The following is a 15,663-nucleotide window of genomic DNA, read 5'->3' on the forward strand; positions in this document are numbered from 1 at the left end:
CGGCCCGCGGCCTGCGGCCGGGACCGTGACGCGCGCCGGGCTCCCGCCGGGGGCGCCGTCCGTGGTGGCCCGCCACGTCCCGGTGGGCCCGCCTCTTCCACTCATGCCGCCCCCTCGCGTCTTGACGTCGACTCATGTCTCGACTCGTGCGTGGACTCATGTCTCGACCGGGCGGGTCCGTCGTCGGCTCGGGCATGGGCGCTTGGCGCCGAAGGGTCCGGCGCCGAAAGGTCCGGCACCGCCGCGACCGTGAAGCGGGGGCCGCCGCGGCGGGCGCGGGCGGTGCCCACCAGATAGCCGCCCGCCGCGGCCGCGATGCCCGCCACGATCGCGCCCGCCCGCCCGGCCCCGCCCGCGCGGCCGAGCAGCGCGTCCCGCAGCCCGCGGGCGATCCCCGCGGGCAGTACCCGGGTGGTGTAGCGGCGCTCGGTCTCCAGGCCCGCCTGGGCGCCCACGCTGCGCGTCACCAGGGCCTTGGACAGGCCCTCGGCGTACGTCCGCGACCGGAAGTAGCCGAACCGCTCCCGCGCGGCGGGCACCTTGTGGTGGATCACCGCACGGTCGTCGATCAGCAGCAGCGCGTCCGGCCGGGCGCGGGCCAGCCGGATGCACAGCTCGGTCTCCTCACAGCCCAGCGGCCGCTTGTCGCCGTCCCGGCCGATACCGCTCGCGAAGCCCCCGGCGGCGTCGAACGCCTCCCTGCGGAACGAGGCGTTCCCGCCCAGGACATTGCGCACCCGCACCCGCCCCGGCGGCAGCCCCCGGTAGCTGCACCCCACCACCCAGTCGAACTCCTCGGGGAACCAGACCGGCCGACGGCGCGACGCCCACACCGGGACGGTGCGCCCGCCGACCGCCAAGACCCGCGGCTCGGCGTACGCGGCGGCGAAGTGGCGCAACCAGTCCCGCTCGGCGATCGCGTCATCGTCGAGGAAGGCGATCACCTCGCCGCACGAGACCGCGATCCCGGTATTCCGCCCGGAGGACAGCCCCCGGGACCCCGAGTTGGCAACCACCCGCACCCGCTGACCGGCGCCTGCGTCAGCGTCTGCTTCGGCGCCCACGTCCGCGTCCGACCCGTCGTCGCCGTCCCCGTAGTGGTCCTTGAGGCGCCGCAGTAGGCGGGTGTTGTGGTCCACCACCAGGAGCGTCTCTTGGGCGGGCAGGGACTGGGTCCGTACCGAGTCCACCGCGGCGAGGATGTCGTCCCAGCGCTCCTCGGTGTAGACGCAGATCACCACCGAGATCCGCGTCCCCGGCGTCCCCGGTACCTCCGGCGTCCCCGGCGTCCCCGACGCCGTCCGCGCCGGGCGCATGCTCAAGACGCCTCCCCTCGGAGCGTCGCGGGCGCCACCGCGGGGTGGCGTGGCCGTCGGGTGCCGCGTTCGCGGAGGATCACCTTCAGCACCCGCAGCCCGTCGCGGACCGCCCGCAGGTTGCTGACGCCGTGGATGCGCTCGTACTCATGGCTGGGGATCTCCTGGACCCGCAGCCCCGCCTTGACGACCCGGATGTTCATCAGCGTCTCCACCTCGAACCCCGCGCAGTCCAGGGCGATCTCATCGAGGCAGTGGCGCCAGAAGGCGTTGTAGCCGTAGCAGAGATCGGTGTAGCGGGCGCCGAACTTGCGGTTGACAATCGAGGTGAGCGCGCGATTGCCGAGCCTGCGGATGGTCGTCATGTCGTCCGTGCCGCCGCCGTTGGCGAAGCGCGAGCCCTTGGCGAAGTCGGCGCCCGAGACCAGCGCCGACACATAGCTGACGATCTCCGACCCATCGGCCGATCCATCCGCGTCGATCATCACCACGATTTCGCCGGTGCAGGCGGCGAATCCGGCGATGAGCGCGTCCCCCTTGCCCTTGCCGGACTGCGGCACGACTTTCACCTCGGGCCACAACTCCCGGGCGACCCGGATCGTGTCGTCGGTGGAATTCCCGTCGACCAGGACCACTTCATGGATCCAGTCGGGAAGGGTTTTGAAAACGTACGGGAGATTCGCGGCCTCGTTCATCGCCGGAATCACCACGCTCACCGGTGGCGCGATCGCGAGATGAGAGGACACCGGGCGGTACGGATGTGTACCGGCCGCCGGACCGATTTCCGGTACGGCCGGGCGCACAAAGGAGCTCATGAGTCTGTTTTCCCTCTCGTCCGGTGGACCGCCCGCCCCACGGGCGGTCCTTTGGTGTATCCGGTTCGAAAGGGGGGTTCTCACCCGCCCATGACGGCATGACTGTCGAAACAAGGCCGGGCAAGCTGGCTGGTGTTACTGGCCTCGCGGCCCGCGTGCACGGCGCGTCCCGAAAACCGAAAAGGCTCGGGACAGCCGGACGCGGCACCCCCCTACCGCGTTTCCCGCCCCCGGAACCATCGCGACGCTGTGAAGCCCCTCCCCTGGAGCCGCCTGTGATGATGGTCCCGAACACGGGTGGAAGTGCGACGGTATTGACGTCGCAAGTACGACGGTATTGACGTCGCGAACTCTATGGCAAGCCGATCGTGGCTCCACCCCCCTTGGTAATTTTGTTCGTCAGCCTTGGGAGTTTCTTTCCCGAAGACCGCCCATACGCTTGAGCAGCCGGTCGGCCGGCCCGAAGAACTCCGGCCGGGAAACCACCGTATTGCGCAGCGCACGCACCGGCGCGCGCCGCGCGCTATGGCCGAGCGCCACCGGATGGCGGCGCGTCACCCACCCCTCCACCACGCTGAGATCGCGTGTTTTCAGGGAGTTCTTGTATTCCTTTTCACCGCGCCCGAGATCGAGATAGTCCACACCTTGCGCGGCGGCCCCCTCCGCCATGCGCAGATGCAGCACCAGACCGGGCGAGAATTTGGCGTAGGCCGGGTCGTAGGCCGGGAACCAGCAGGCGAGCACCCGCTCCGAACGCAGCCCGAAGTGCGCGGCCACCGGCCGCCCGCCCGCGTACAGCACCGACAGCAGCCCCTGGCAGGAAGCGCTCCGGGTGTGGAACAGCTGCTCCACCAGCCGGATGATCCATGGGCGGGCGAACCGGTCGCTGCGCCCCGTCCTGCGGTACTGCGCGGACTTCCAGCCGATCAGCGTGGACAGCGCGGCCGGATCGCGCTCGTCGTGCACATAGCGCACCTCGCCCGCGTCCCGGCCCAGTTTGCGCTCCTTGGCCAGCGTGGTGCGGGTGAACTTCGGCGAGCGGGCGCGCAGCCGGGTCAGATACGCCTCATAGCCGCGCTCCACATCGATCACGGGGGAGGGGAAGGAGCCCCGGGCCCCCACCTCGAACGGCTTCTGCCCCTCCACCAGATGGTCGAACTCCCAGACGGCGAGCCCGCATGCGCGCAGCAGCTCCCGGGCGTCCCACTGGAACCCGGGCCGGTGCACCAGGCCCTGGGCGTCCGAGAGACCCAGACCGATCGCCCGCCCCACCCCGAGCCGGGTGCGCTGAAAGGGGAAGAAGGCCACCGGCTCCCCCTCCTCGCGGACCACCGCGATCCGCACCCCGCGTCTGCACCGGCCGACGGCGAGCGTGAACTCCGGTGACAGAAAGGGGTTCGCCAGCTCCGGCGCGCCCAGCAGATGCGCCTGTGACTGCATGGCCGTCCACACCGCCCGGTCGGCGCCGGTCAGCTCCCCCGGGCGGTATACGCCGATATCCACTACGTCCAGTCCTGACTTTGTGTCATACGTCGTCGTCGCACGAGGCGGCCGAGCAGGCTCGGCAGCAGGATCAGCAGGCTCAGCCCCCCGACCGCCGCCACCCCGCCCCGCGCCGACCACAGCCGCAGCGCGAGCATCGCCTGCGCCACCAGCAGATTCAGCGCGAGCGCGCCCGCCACCGCCAGCACCGGGCGGATCAGCGCGTCCAACCCGCGAAGCGCGCAGCCGATGGCCAGCGCGGGCGCCGCGAGCAGGAAGAAGAGCGTGAACGGCGCCCGCAGCGGCGAGTGGACGTCGGCCAGCGCGAGCGCGGCGCCGATGCCCGCGAGCCCGACCGCGGCGCCCACGATCACCGGCGGCCAATCCCCACCCGCCGGTCTGTTGTCAGTGATGGTACGCATTGGCGACTTTGCCCCCCGAAGCGCCGGATGCCGGGCTTCAATGTTGCGCAGTCGACGGATGCCGTCAAGGCGGAGAAAGTGTACGAAGATGGCATACGCGCTCGGTCGGTTGAGCGCTCATCAGGGCTGGTCGCGCTCCATGCGCCGGTGGTGCGCCGGGGGCGTTCGGGCGTCGCGTGATGACTCATCCGGATTCCGCCGGACCTATGGACCTATCGGCCATGTATCGAAAGATTTTTGCCAACTACACGCATAGATTGGCCGCTTGCGCGGGATGACATATCCATGTCACACCGCCGCAACGAACCCAACCTCCACACGGTGTGACTGACGGTTTCGAACGTGATTGCCCGTTTGTCGGGCTATCGCGCCTCATATCGGCACAGCAGTGATCCTGCTAGGGAGATCGAATGAAACTGTCCAGACTCACGGCGACGATGGGTGCGTTCGTCGTCGGTGCCGTCCTCGCCCTCACCGGGGCCGGCTCGGCCCAGGCCACCGAGAACAGCGCGGGCCCCGCCTATGTGGCGCTGGGTGACTCCTATGCGTCCGGCGTCGGCGCGGGCAGCTACGACAGCGCCAGCGGCAGCTGCAAGCGCAGCACCAAGGCGTACCCCGCGCTCTGGGCCGCGTCGCACGCCCCCTCGAGCTTCAACTTCACCGCCTGCTCCGGCGCCAAGACCGGCGATGTGCTGAACAACCAGCTTGGTCCGCTGGGCTCGGGCACCGGTCTTGTCTCCATCTCCATCGGCGGCAATGACGCCGGTTTCGCCGACATCATGACCACCTGTGTGCTCCAGTCCGAGTCCACCTGCATCAACGCCGTCAATAGCGCCAAGACCTTCGTCCAGAACACCCTGCCCGGCAAGCTGGACCAGGTGTACAACGCCATCAGCGCCAAGGCCCCCTCCGCGCATGTCGTCGTCCTCGGCTACCCGCGGTTCTACAAGCTCAACGGCTCCTGCATCGTGGGCCTCAGCGAGGCCGAGCGCGCCGCCATCAACAGCGGCGCCGATGTGCTCAACTCCGTCACCGCCAAGCGTGCCGCCGACCACGGCTTCAGCTTCGGCGACGTCACCACGACCTTCACCGGACACGAGATCTGCTCCGGCAGTGCCTGGCTGAACAGCGTCACCATCCCCATCGACGAGTCCTACCACCCCAACGCCGCCGGACATTCCGGTGGCTACCTCCCGGTCTTCAGCTCAGCCGCCTGACCTGCCCTCGCCACCATTCGCAGGGGAGGAGGTCCCGGTCGCCGGGGCCTCCTCGCAGGCCGTGGAGAAGGAGACATGCCCGGAGGTGCCGTCCTCGGGCGTCCTGGTCTCCACCGCGATCCAGTCCTCACGGCTGCCGCCCGCCGAATACGACAGCTCGGTGTGGCGCACCGTCCGCGACCTGTCGCCGCCGAACGCGACCGTCTTCCAGCCCGGATCGGACACCTTCCCGCTCCCGGTGATCCAGCGGTACTCCACCGTCGCGGGCGCGCGGTTCACGGTGATCGTCGCCGTGAAGGACGGCGCGCTCTCCTCCGGGGGCGGACAACTGCCCTGATACTCCGCCCGCACCGGCTTCACCACGACCGTCACGGACAGGGCGGGCGGCCGGGTCGTACCGCCGGAAGGGGCGTCGGATGCGGTGTGCCCGCCGTCCCCGCTCTCCGCGTCCTCGCCCCGGTCGTCCCCGGACCCGCCGTCCGCAGGGCTCGCCGTGCCCGTGCCGCCGCCCCCGCCGCTCCCGCCGTCCTCATGGCCCGAACCGTTGTCCCGCAGCAGCGCCCACGCCAGCCCGGTCAGCGCCAGCACGGCCAGCAGCGCCCCGGCCACCAACGCGGCCACCGCCGCCCGCTGCCGCCGTGGAGGCGGCGGTTCATCGGTGGGCCCTGGGCTGTCCGGAGCCGGGGGATACGCACCGGGCGGAGGAGACGGGGGCGCCGCACCGGGCTCCGGTAACCGGCCCAGGGGCTCGGTCTCCGCCGTGGGAGCCCGTCCGAACGCGCCCGCGGCCGACACCGAGCCGCCGCCCGGGGTGCCTCCCGCGGCCACCAGCCGCAGCAGCCGCTCCGCCTCCGCCGCCGACAGCCGCCGCCGCGGATCCTTGTCCAGCAGCCCCGCCAGTACGGGCGTGAGCGGACCGGCCCGGCGCGGCTCGGGCAGCGACTCGTCCACCACGGCGCGCAGCGTGCTCAGCGGGGTGTTCTGGCGGAACGGCGAGACCCCCTCCACCGCCGCGTACAGCAGCACGCCCAGCGACCACAGATCCGCCTCCGGCCCCGGCGGCCGCCCCAGGGCGCGCTCCGGGGCGAGGAACTCGGGGGAGCCCACGAGCTCCCCCGTCAGCGTCAGCGCCGAATCGTCCTCCACCACCGCGATCCCGAAGTCGGTGAGCACCACCCGGCCGTCATTGGCCATCAGCACATTGCCCGGTTTGACGTCCCGGTGCAGCACACCCACCGCATGCGCGGCGCGCAGCGCGGCCAGCACCTCCGCGCCGACGCGCGCGGCCCGCGCGGGCGGCAGCGGCCCCTCGGCGTCGAGCACATCGGCCAGCGAAAGACCGCGCACCAGCTCCATCACGATCCACGGGCGGCCCTCCATGGCCACGTCGTACACCGTGACCACATTGCGGTGCGAGACCCGCGCCGCGGCCCGGCCCTCGCGCTCCAGCCTGGCGTACAGCCGGGCGCTGTCGCGGTCGCCGAGCCCGGCCGGAGCCCGGACCTCCTTGATGGCGACCTCGCGGCCCAGCGCCTCGTCGTACGCCCGCCACACCACGCCCATACCGCCCCGGCCCAGCTCGCCCAGCAGACGGTAACGTCCCCCGCCCACCCGCTCGCCCCGCCGCCCGACACCCTCTTCGCTCATGGCCGAGCCCTCCCTCTCAACCGAGCAATTCGGGCTGAATCTACCTCAGCCGAGCGTGGTTGCCGCCCCCCTCAACACCAATCCACACCCCAGCGCGAGTACGACGGCGGCGGTTCCCACGGGCGAGGCGCGGCGCACCGCCCCCAGCAGCCGGTCGATCCGGCCCCCGGGCCCCTTGCGCGCCGCCAGCCGCTCCGTGGCCCGCGCCCCCAGGCGCACCGCGGCGAACCCGGCCAGCGTGAGCGTCAGCGCCAGCCCGAGCCCGTACGCCACCACCAGCACGAAGCCGAACCACGCCTGCCCCAGCGCGGCCGCGCCGACGAGCACGATGACGGCCGACGGGCTGGGGACCATGCCCCCGGCGAAGCCGAGCAGCAGCGTGCCGCGCAGGGTGGGGCGCACCTCGTGGGTATGCGCGTGGCCGTCGCCGTGGTCATGGGTGACTGTATGGGCGTGGCTGTGCGGGTGGGGGTGGGGGTGCGCATGGTCGTGTGGGCGGTCGTGGCCGTACGTGTGCTCGTGGCCGTGGCCGTGCTCATGGTTATGCCCGTGCGCATGGTCGTGGCCGTGGTGATGGGCCTGTACGTGCCGACGGTGGCGCAGCGCCTTGCGGAGCAGCCCCGCCCCGGCCACCGCCACCAGCGCACCGCTCGCGATGCCCAGCCACGAGATCACCGAAGGGGCGGCCGCCGAACCCGCCGTGACCAGCAGCCCCAGCGCGAACACCCCCAGGGTGTGCGTCACCGTCACCGACGCGCCCAGCGCCAGCACATCGCGCAGCGCGCCGCGCCCGCCCGCCGCGGCTGCCGCCGCCATCATCGTCTTGCCGTGGCCGGGGGCCAGGGCGTGCATCGCGCCCAACATCACAGCCGTGGCGAAGGCGGTGAGGGCGAAGCCGAAGGTGATGTCATGGCGCGCCACCATGGAGGTCAGCGCCTGCGTCCACCGGTCCACACCGCGCGGCAGCACCGATGAGCCCACCGCGCCTTCCCGGCCGGATTCCGCCTCCGCCGCGGCGGCGAGCGCGGGGCCGCCCGCCGTGACGTTCAGCGTGGCCGACCGCTGATCGGGCGGCGAGGAGAGCTGCCCCGACGGGTAGCGGGTCAGCCGGTGGGAGGCGGACGCCCTGGGGACATCGGAGTCGGTGAGCGTCATACGGTCGCCCTGCGCGGTCACTTCCCGCCAGCCGGGGCCCGTACCGATGTCCCGGGGGCGATACCCGACCGCCGCCCGTTCGCCGTGCCCCAGGGCGGCCGTCAGCCGGCACTCCACCCGCAGCGTCGGCAGCCCGGCCTGGCCGGGGCGCTGACGGGCCAGGGCGCGCCCGTCGCGCACCGGCACCTCGCGCCCGTCGACCGTCAGCCGCGCCCCCTCCGCCGCGTCCGCGCACCGCCGCGCCGCCCATGCGCCCAACTCCCGCCCGGACAGCGCGTCGTCGCCGTCGCGGTCGATCTCCGGTTTCGCCTGGGCGGAGGGGATCTCGGCGAGGTCCTCGACATGGTCGATCCGCAGCGTGCCGGGGGTGACCACCAGCCCGTCGTAACGGTTGACGGTGAAATTGCCGAGCGGATGCGCCTCGGCACTCCCGGCGGACAACACCACCAGCGCGACACCCCCCACCAGCACTCCGGCAGCCATCACCCGCCAACGCCCGCGCTGCTTCGGGGGCGTGCTCCGCGCTCCGCCGACGCTTGGCCAGCGGGGCTTCGGGCGGGTGGCAGGGGCCTCGTCCTCGGTTCGAGGACGGTTTGTCAGCCGCCAACGGATGCGCTGCCGCGGGGTCGTGCTCGGGGTTTCGTCGGCGGGGGCTTGGGGGCGGAGCCCCGGGTAGGTGGCCGGGGGCTGGGGCCCGGTTCGGGGAGGGGCGGGGTGGGGGAGAGTCATCGGGCACCCCCCAGCCCCTTCAGCGCCGCCTTCGCCGCCCGCGCCCCCGTCGGCGAGAACCCCGGGTTCAGGTCGAGCGCGGCCTTCAGATGGCGGCGCGCCGACCGGCCGTCGCCGAGGGACTTCTCGATGACGCCCCGGTGGTAGAGGAACGCCGCGTTGCGGTAGCCCGGCTCGGCCGCGCGCTCGGCGTACTCCAGCGCCTTCTCGTCCTCGCCGTTGCGGTGCAGCGCCCAGGCCAGCGCGTCGGCGGTGTGCACCGTCCGCCGTCGGTCCCACTCGGCGCGGGCCGCCTTCAGCGCCTCCTTCGCATCGCCGTGGTCGGCCGCGACCAGCGCGCTGTCCAGGTCGGTCGCCACCCCGTTGGCCCGTGCGAGCGCGATCCAGGTGTCCACCACGGAGTACTGTCGGCGGGCCATGACCCGGTCGCCCCGCGCCTCGTACGCCTCGCCCAGCGCCGCGAGCTCCGCGGGCAGCGGATAGCGCCGTACGACCGCCTCCAGATCGCGGATCCCCGCCTTCTGGCGGCCGTCCGCGACCGAGGTGCGGCCGCGGCCCTCCACCGCCGGGAGATAGCCGGGCACGGCGCGCAACGCGGTGGCGTACGCCCGCCCTGCCGCGTCGTACTCGCCCTGGTTCCAGGCCAGTTGGCCGAGCGCCGTCGAGACGTAGGCGATATCGCTTGGCGAGGTCGCGGAGTCCCGCGCGCGCAGCAGCACCCGGCGCGCCCCGGCCGGGTCGCCGCGCAGTTCGAGTACGTAGGCGAGGCGGGTGAAGACGGGGATGCCGGGGCGCAGGGAGTCGGCCTTCTCGGCGGCCGTGTACGCGTCCCGGTAGCGGCCCAGCTCCACGAGGGCGTCCACCCGGACGGCCAGCGCGCCCTGGCAGTAGGAGTTCACCTTCAGGGCCTTGTCGGCGTCGCGCAGCGCACCGTGGAAGTCATGGCGGGCGGCGGCGAGCGAGGCGCGCCCGGCGAGCGCCACGTCGTTGTCGCGCGGCTGGAGGGACAGGGACCGGGCGAACGCCTTGTCCGCCTGCGGATAGCGGGTGGGGTCGCCGCTGGTCCTGGCCTGCTCCACATAGGCCGAGCCCAGCCCGGCCCAGCTCTCCGCGTCCTTCGGCTCGGCGCGCAGACGGGTCTGCATCGCGTCGATCTGCCGGGCGAGGCCGTCGCCGCTGAGCTGCTCGTACCGCGCGGCGGCCGGGCGCACCGCGCGGGCGGTGTCCTGGCCGCCGCCGGACCCGCCCGATCCGTCCGAGGCGTCGATCACGACCGAGGCGGCGGTCAGCCCCGCCGCGAGCGCGACCACCACGGCCGCGGTGCGGGCCGTATGGGGGAGGAATGGCCGAAGAGCCATGGTGACAGCTGCCTTTCGCATGAGCACGAACGCGCGGCGGGGCGGGCGAACGGAGGGGATGGGCTGAGGAGGGGATGGGCTGACAGGAGGGGATGAGGGCCGGACGGAAGAGGAGGAACGTGGGCGCGGCCGCCGCACGGGTGTCGGCGGGGGCCGCGCCCGGTGGTACGGGCCCGATGGCACCCGTGGTTCAGTGCCGGCGCGGACGGGGAGCCCGCCGGCGCGACCGCAGCCACAGGAATCCGAGGCCCAGCAGCAGCACGGCCCCGCCGCCGGCCGCCGCGGACCCGGCCAGCAGCATGTTGTCGTCGGAGGAGGAATCGATGCCCGAGCCGCCGTTCAGCAGCGACTGCCCGGCGCTCTTCTGGACGGCCTTGGCGTCCGAGCCGGAGCTGGGCGGCGCCAGATAGGGGAAGGAGCCGCCGAACTTCTGGTCGTTCTCGTCCACCGCGTCGCCCAGGTCGTTCTTCTTGCCGAGCAGTTCGCCCTCCATGGCCTGGAGCGCGATGTCCAGAACGTCGTCGGAGAGCCTGCGCCCGTTGGGGAAGCCCGCGTTGTCACCGTCCAGGACGCCCAGCCGCTTGGGGCTGCCCGCGGGCGGGATGGAGGTGTTCAGGCGCAGCATCTCGGCGGGGCGGACGTCGGGCGGCTGGTTGAGCTTGGGCACACCGGTGAGGAACGCCTGCACCAGGTCGTCGCGCGGGGCGTCGGGCGCCTTGATCTTGTAGATCTGCTCGACCAGCTTGGGCAGTTCGGGGTCCTGGACGAACTTCAGGAACTGCCCGTCGTCCCACGGCGCGGAGGCGTTGAACTTGTCCTTGTCCTTGCGCGGGATGACCACCTCGTTGACCAGCGGGCTGCCGAGCCGGGAGACCTGTGTCCAGTCGCCGTCGGCGGTCTGGCGGTGGGTGGTGGCCCATACGCCGATCACCGGCTGGTCCTTGGACTCGGCCAGCGCCGACGTCGGCACCTGGAGCGCCATCGACTGGACGTTGTAGCCCTTGAGGGTGTCATTGCCGACCTCGGACATGTCGCCGCCGTACAGCAGGTCGAAGACGCGCAGATCGAGGAAGAAGGGGTCGTCGGACTGGCCGGCGAAGGCGGTCGAGCCCCCGCTGTAGCCGATCTTCCGCACCGCCTGGTCGCGGAGCTTCTGGTAGTCGGGCATGGACGCCTTGCCGACGTTCGACGGGGCGACCGGCAGATCGTGGCCGAGCGTCGCGCGCGCGACGGCCTTCTGCTGCCTCAGCTTGATGACCTCGAGGTCGTATGTCTGGGTGAAGTTGAGGGTCGCGTCCTCGATCGAGTTGACCGGGCCGGTGTTGTAGAGGAACGTGTCGCCGTTCTTGACGTGGTCCTTGAAGGTCCACCGGAACAGCAGATCGCCCTGGCCGTCGCCGTCGTTATCGACGTGCAGGTCATAGCGGGCGTCATGGGCGAACTTGTAGAAGTTGGGGCCGCCCGCCGGGTCCTGGAACGGCAGCACATTGACGACCATGGTGGTCGTATCCGGCTTGTCCGGGCTGACGAACGCGTAGACATCCGTGGCGTCGTACTGCGGCTGACCGGAGATCAGCGGCGCCTCACGGTGGCTCGAAGCCTGCGCCGCCCCCGGCTGGAGTACGGCCACACCGGCGGCGGTGAGCCCGCCGGCGGCCAGTGCACAGCTGACCAGCGCGGCCAGGCTCTTGGTGATTGCGGTCATCCTGTAGGTCCTTCGCACGCTTGTTGGAGCAGTCCTTCAAGCGGCTATTCGGGCCTGGTGAGCGGATGGATTGGTCGGTCCGGGAATTTGTTTGCGCGTGATAGGTATCGTCAACACCCTTGACGTGGTGGTGAATCCGGAACCTGGGATGCGTGGGTGACGGCTCGGGGAGGTAGGGTTACTCTGCCCGGGGCGGGTGCCCTCGTACGGGTGGGGAGTGTCATGGAGCAGATAACGGTACGGAGCAGGCCACGAGTGCCTGCGATCAACTGCGGAAGCGGTGCGTCAAGCGCGCGCCTCGAGCGCCATCTCGCGGTGATGGGCGGCCCTGCCGTCCCCCAGCGGGAGGCGGAGAGTGCTGCGGTGCTGATGCAGGAGCTGATCGCGCGCGATCACACGCGCGCGAAGAACAGCCGGGGTGCGCGGGTGTCGCTGTTCGCGCCGCTGCGTCGGCTGCGCCGTTCGCTGTTCGGCAATCACGGCTGATCCAGCCGGCCCGTAGGCGTCTTCGTCGTCATCCCGGGCAGGCACGGGGTCATCCGGTTCGCTCCAGCCGGTGAGTCCGTGCTGTGATCCACCCCACGCTGCTGCCGTGGGATGCCGACGAGAGGCCGGATACGGCCGCGCCCCCACCGCGCGGCCGTGGCCGGTGACGGGACGGGCGCGTCCGGAGGCGGGCGCGCCGCTCGCGTTTTCAGAGTTTCCGCTTGCGTTTTCAGAGTCTTCGCTCGTATCTCGGAGTTTCAGCGAGATGCGAGCTCAGAGCAGGGCGAACTGCCCCTCCGGGCCCTCCTCGTGGTGGTCCAGTACGGACGCCGGGCGCCGGGCCGCCCCGGGCACCGGCAGCACCCCCGCCTCCCGCAGCTCCTCCGTGTCGATCAGCGCGCCGTCCGCCAGCCGGTCGGCGAGCGCCCGTAGCTCCGGGCGCTCCTCGGCGAGCAGCGCCAGCACGGTGATCAGCTCCAGCAGCTCCGAGGTCCAGACGGACGGCCAGTCCGCCGGGCGGATCGCCTCCAGCGTGCCCGGCTCATATGGGGCGGTGCGCTGCTCGAACCAGGTCTCCAGCACCCGTACCCCGGCCGCCCGGAACTCCCAGGCGGCCCGTGGCACCGGCGAGATCCGGCCCTCGCCCAGCAGCAGGGCCTCTTCGTCCGGGTCGTAGTCCAGGGAGTCCGGCAGCCCGCTCGACGGAAGCGCGGCACGTACATAGGGGCGCCTGCCGCCCGGCATACGCGGGCGTTCGCCACTGTGCGCCCCGCGCGTATGGAGCCACAGCGCACGGCGGCCCAGCTCCACGCCGGACTCCCACACCTCGGGGTCGGCGGTCAGGGGCACGGCGCACGGGGCGCCGCGCGCCGAGGCGGCGGTCCAGGCCAGGAAGTCCTCGGCGGTCACCGGGCGGCCGAGCCGCGCGGTGAGGTGGTCCAGCAGCCCGGGGGCGAGATTGGGCTCCTGTCCGCCGGGGCGGCGGTAGAGCGGACGGATACGGCCGGGGCGGCCCGCGGGGGAGTGGCCGTCCGGCAGCAGTGCGGAGAAGGTGAGCACCGGGTCCGGGTCCGGTCCGGTGGCCTCGACGACATGGATCTGCCGGTCGTCCGCCACCCGCCACAGCTCGGGGCGGGCGGCGTCGATCAGCCGGTGATCCGGTATCAGCCACTGCTGGTCGAACGGCCCGTGCGCGATCCGCACCGGTTCGGGGCACGGGCCGTCCGCGCGCGCCAGCCGGGCGGTGGAGGTGGCCTGGCCGGGCAGCTGCGGTACGGAGCTGTGCAGCGTACGGGCGCGGGTCGGGCGGAACAGCGCGGCCCGCCCGGCCTCGTCCCCGGCCCGTGTCAGCCGCTCCCAGCGCGCCCCGAGCGAGGCCGCGTCCGGCCCCATGACCCAGGCCCGCCCGAGCCGCAGCGGCCCCACGGCCCACGGCATCAGGTCCCCCAGCGGCGGCGCCTCACGTTCTCCCACGCCCGGCATGGTATCGATGCCGCCTTGTCCTTCCAGGGGGCTGCCCGACGTCGTCCGGCCGCCGCTCGGTGGCTCCGGCCGCCGTGGCCACGGCGGAGGCTGGGTGAGGGGCGTGGGGCCGGCGGGGATCTTTCCCCTCCCCGCCCCTCCCCGAAACTGGGACTCCGCCCCAGCCCCCGAGGGGCTCCGCCCCAGGCCCCGGGGGGGCTCTGCCCTAGGCCCGGGGGGGCTCTGCCTCAGGCCCCGGGGCTTCCGCCCCAGGCCGGGGGGCTGCCCCACCCTCGGGGGCTTCCGCCCCAGGCCCCTTGGGCCCAGACCCCCAGGCCCCAGCCCCCTGGCCCCTGGGCCCTAGCCCCAGCCCTCTGGCCCCTGGCCTCTTCCCCTGGCCCTAGCCCTCTGGCCCCTGGCCCCTGGGCCCACCTCAGGCCCAGGCCCACCCCAGGTCCCTGGGCCCCGGGGTCTGGGGTGGAGCCCCAGTTTCGGGAAGGGGCGGGGAGGGGAGTGGCTCGCCGCAGGCGTCGCGGGGGCCGCTGGACGCGGCTGGGGGGAGCGGAGTTGCCGGAGCGGTATCGTCCGCCGCCTTCCGGTGGCCGCGAAGGGGCGCGGGCTGTGTCGATGTGCGGCTTCGCCGTGCTGCGGGCGCGACCGGCCACGGGCCCCAGCCCTCTGGCCCTTGGCCCTTGGCACCTGGCCCTTGGCCCTTGGCCCTTGGCACCTGGCACCTGGCACCTGGCCCCTGGCCCCTGGCCCCTGGCCCCTGGCCCCTGGCCCCTGGCCCCTGGCCCCTGGCCCCTGGGCCCTGGGCCCACCCCAGGCCCAGGCCCACCGCAGGTCCCTGGGCCCTGGAGTCTGGGGTGGAGCCCCAGTTTCGGGAAGGGGCGGGGAGGGGAAGGGCTCGCCGCAGGCGCCGCGGCCGTCGCTGGACGGGGCTGGGGGGAGCGGAGTTGCCGGAGCGGTATCGTTCGCCGCCTTCCGGTGGCCGCGAAGGGGCGCGGGGCCGTGTCGATGTGCGGCTCCGCCGTGCTGTGCGGGCGCGACCGGCCACGACGCAGCCGCGGATGAACGACCGCACCTCGCGACACTTCCGGCGGAGCCTCAGTCGGCCTCGACCGTGACCGAGAACGAGAAGCGGTCGCCCCGGTAGTGGATGCGGGCCACGTCCACCACGCGGCCGCTCTCGTCGTAGGTCACCCCGGTGTAGTGCAGGATCGGGCTGAGCAGCGGGACCTGGAGCAGCCGGGAGGTCTCGGGGTCGGCGAGGCGGGCCTCCACCGTGTCCGTGATCCGGCTGATCCGCACCCCCACCGCGTCCCGCAGCACCTTCGTCATCGGCCAGCGGATGAGGTCCGCGAGGTCGATACGGTCGGCCAGCTCGGGGCGGACCAGGTTCTCCGCCCAGTTGGTGGGCTCACCGCTGTGGCCGTCGCGGCGCAGCCGGCGGTACGCGGTCGCCTCGTCCAGACCGGGGAAGTACTCCGCGAGATCCGCCGGCACCGCCGCCGGGCCGTGCTCGAGCACCGTCGTCCGCTCACCCGACTGCTGGGCCACGATCGCGTCCACCGACCCCAGCAGCCGTACCGGCGTGGCGCGCCGCGCGCTCGGCTCGATGAAGGTGCCGCGACGGCGGTGGCGGCTGATGAGCCCCTCGGTCTCCAGCTCCTTGAGCGCCTGCCGCATGGTGAGCACGCTGACCCCGTAGTGCTCGGCGAGCCGGTCCTCGGTCGGCAGCCGCAGCGGATCGTGCGGGGCCCGCCCGAGTATGGAGGCCCGCAGCGACTGCGAGACCTGGTACCACAGCGGCAACTTGCGGTTGAGGGCGAGGGAGTCGGGGGCGAAGGTGGTCACGCGGTCTCCGGTC

12 protein-coding genes are annotated in these 15,663 nt (G+C 72.8%); 2 read left to right on the forward strand and 10 right to left on the reverse strand.

Going from position 1 to position 15,663, the window contains the following annotated elements:
* Positions 1-101: 101 nt before the first annotated feature.
* The 4 genes from AB0E24_RS27205 to AB0E24_RS27220 all read right to left on the reverse strand — a co-directional run bounded on the left by AB0E24_RS27205 (position 102) and on the right by AB0E24_RS27220 (position 4,035).
* On the reverse strand, positions 102-1,316 hold the full coding sequence (locus AB0E24_RS27205; protein ID WP_359380980.1) for a glycosyltransferase family 2 protein: 1,215 nt from the start codon (positions 1,314-1,316) through the stop codon (positions 102-104).
* Between the two features lie 2 nt (positions 1,317-1,318).
* Positions 1,319-2,131, reverse strand: coding sequence for a glycosyltransferase family 2 protein (locus AB0E24_RS27210; protein ID WP_359380802.1), 813 nt, complete (start codon positions 2,129-2,131; stop codon positions 1,319-1,321).
* A gap of 399 nt (positions 2,132-2,530) precedes the next feature.
* Complete coding sequence (locus AB0E24_RS27215; protein WP_079257090.1) at positions 2,531-3,634, reverse strand: GNAT family N-acetyltransferase; 1,104 nt, start codon at positions 3,632-3,634, stop codon at positions 2,531-2,533.
* Positions 3,634-4,035 carry a hypothetical protein gene (locus tag AB0E24_RS27220; protein WP_283887149.1) on the reverse strand — a complete coding sequence of 134 codons (402 nt, stop codon included), beginning with the start codon at positions 4,033-4,035 and terminating at the stop codon, positions 3,634-3,636. Before AB0E24_RS27220 ends, AB0E24_RS27215 begins: the two co-directional genes overlap by 1 nt.
* Before the next feature lie 410 nt (positions 4,036-4,445).
* Here AB0E24_RS27220 and AB0E24_RS27225 point away from each other — a divergent pair, with 410 nt between their 5' ends.
* Complete coding sequence (locus AB0E24_RS27225; protein WP_069868893.1) at positions 4,446-5,252, forward strand: SGNH/GDSL hydrolase family protein; 807 nt, start codon at positions 4,446-4,448, stop codon at positions 5,250-5,252.
* Here AB0E24_RS27225 and AB0E24_RS27230 read toward each other — a convergent pair.
* The 4 genes from AB0E24_RS27230 to AB0E24_RS27245 form a co-directional block, all read right to left on the reverse strand.
* Positions 5,241-6,899: a serine/threonine-protein kinase gene (locus AB0E24_RS27230; RefSeq protein ID WP_359380807.1), complete on the reverse strand. Its 1,659-nt coding sequence runs from the start codon at positions 6,897-6,899 to the stop codon at positions 5,241-5,243. The genes AB0E24_RS27225 and AB0E24_RS27230 overlap by 12 nt on opposite strands.
* Before the next feature lie 45 nt (positions 6,900-6,944).
* A complete protein-coding gene (locus AB0E24_RS27235) occupies positions 6,945-8,537 on the reverse strand; it encodes a HoxN/HupN/NixA family nickel/cobalt transporter (RefSeq protein WP_359380810.1) in 1,593 nt (530 codons plus the stop codon).
* A 242-nt stretch (positions 8,538-8,779) separates the two neighbouring features.
* Positions 8,780-10,141 (reverse strand): tetratricopeptide repeat protein, encoded by a 1,362-nt coding sequence (locus AB0E24_RS27240; protein WP_359380813.1) that lies wholly within the window; start codon positions 10,139-10,141, stop codon positions 8,780-8,782.
* 190 nt (positions 10,142-10,331) lie between these two features.
* Positions 10,332-11,846 (reverse strand): DUF4331 domain-containing protein, encoded by a 1,515-nt coding sequence (locus tag AB0E24_RS27245; protein ID WP_359380815.1) that lies wholly within the window; start codon positions 11,844-11,846, stop codon positions 10,332-10,334.
* Between the two features lie 222 nt (positions 11,847-12,068).
* Here AB0E24_RS27245 and AB0E24_RS27250 point away from each other — a divergent pair, with 222 nt between their 5' ends.
* A complete protein-coding gene (locus AB0E24_RS27250) occupies positions 12,069-12,332 on the forward strand; it encodes a hypothetical protein (RefSeq protein ID WP_069868903.1) in 264 nt (87 codons plus the stop codon).
* 273 nt (positions 12,333-12,605) lie between these two features.
* On the opposite strand, the gene AB0E24_RS27255 is transcribed toward AB0E24_RS27250, so the two are convergent.
* Together AB0E24_RS27255 and AB0E24_RS27260 are read right to left on the reverse strand one after the other, a co-directional pair.
* Positions 12,606-13,814, reverse strand: a complete 1,209-nt coding sequence (locus AB0E24_RS27255; protein WP_359380818.1) for a type ISP restriction/modification enzyme — start codon at positions 13,812-13,814, stop codon at positions 12,606-12,608.
* A gap of 1,086 nt (positions 13,815-14,900) precedes the next feature.
* The gene (locus tag AB0E24_RS27260) at positions 14,901-15,650 is read right to left on the reverse strand and encodes a GntR family transcriptional regulator (RefSeq protein ID WP_069868908.1); all 750 of its coding nucleotides are present in this window, start codon (positions 15,648-15,650) and stop codon (positions 14,901-14,903) included.
* Positions 15,651-15,663 lie beyond the last annotated feature (13 nt).

Source organism: Streptomyces malaysiensis subsp. malaysiensis (genome assembly GCF_040653035.1).
GTDB lineage: Bacteria > Actinomycetota > Actinomycetes > Streptomycetales > Streptomycetaceae > Streptomyces > Streptomyces malaysiensis.

Coding starts and splice junctions, on each gene's coding strand:
- AB0E24_RS27205 (WP_359380980.1), bottom strand. CDS start 1,316: ATGCGCCCGGCGCGGACGGCGTCGGGGACGCCGGGGACGCCGGAGGTA.
- AB0E24_RS27210 (WP_359380802.1), bottom strand. CDS start 2,131: ATGAGCTCCTTTGTGCGCCCGGCCGTACCGGAAATCGGTCCGGCGGCC.
- AB0E24_RS27220 (WP_283887149.1), bottom strand. CDS start 4,035: ATGCGTACCATCACTGACAACAGACCGGCGGGTGGGGATTGGCCGCCG.
- AB0E24_RS27225 (WP_069868893.1), top strand. CDS start 4,446: ATGAAACTGTCCAGACTCACGGCGACGATGGGTGCGTTCGTCGTCGGT.
- AB0E24_RS27230 (WP_359380807.1), bottom strand. CDS start 6,899: ATGAGCGAAGAGGGTGTCGGGCGGCGGGGCGAGCGGGTGGGCGGGGGA.
- AB0E24_RS27235 (WP_359380810.1), bottom strand. CDS start 8,537: ATGGCTGCCGGAGTGCTGGTGGGGGGTGTCGCGCTGGTGGTGTTGTCC.
- AB0E24_RS27240 (WP_359380813.1), bottom strand. CDS start 10,141: ATGGCTCTTCGGCCATTCCTCCCCCATACGGCCCGCACCGCGGCCGTG.
- AB0E24_RS27245 (WP_359380815.1), bottom strand. CDS start 11,846: ATGACCGCAATCACCAAGAGCCTGGCCGCGCTGGTCAGCTGTGCACTG.
- AB0E24_RS27250 (WP_069868903.1), top strand. CDS start 12,069: ATGGAGCAGATAACGGTACGGAGCAGGCCACGAGTGCCTGCGATCAAC.
- AB0E24_RS27255 (WP_359380818.1), bottom strand. CDS start 13,814: ATGCCGGGCGTGGGAGAACGTGAGGCGCCGCCGCTGGGGGACCTGATG.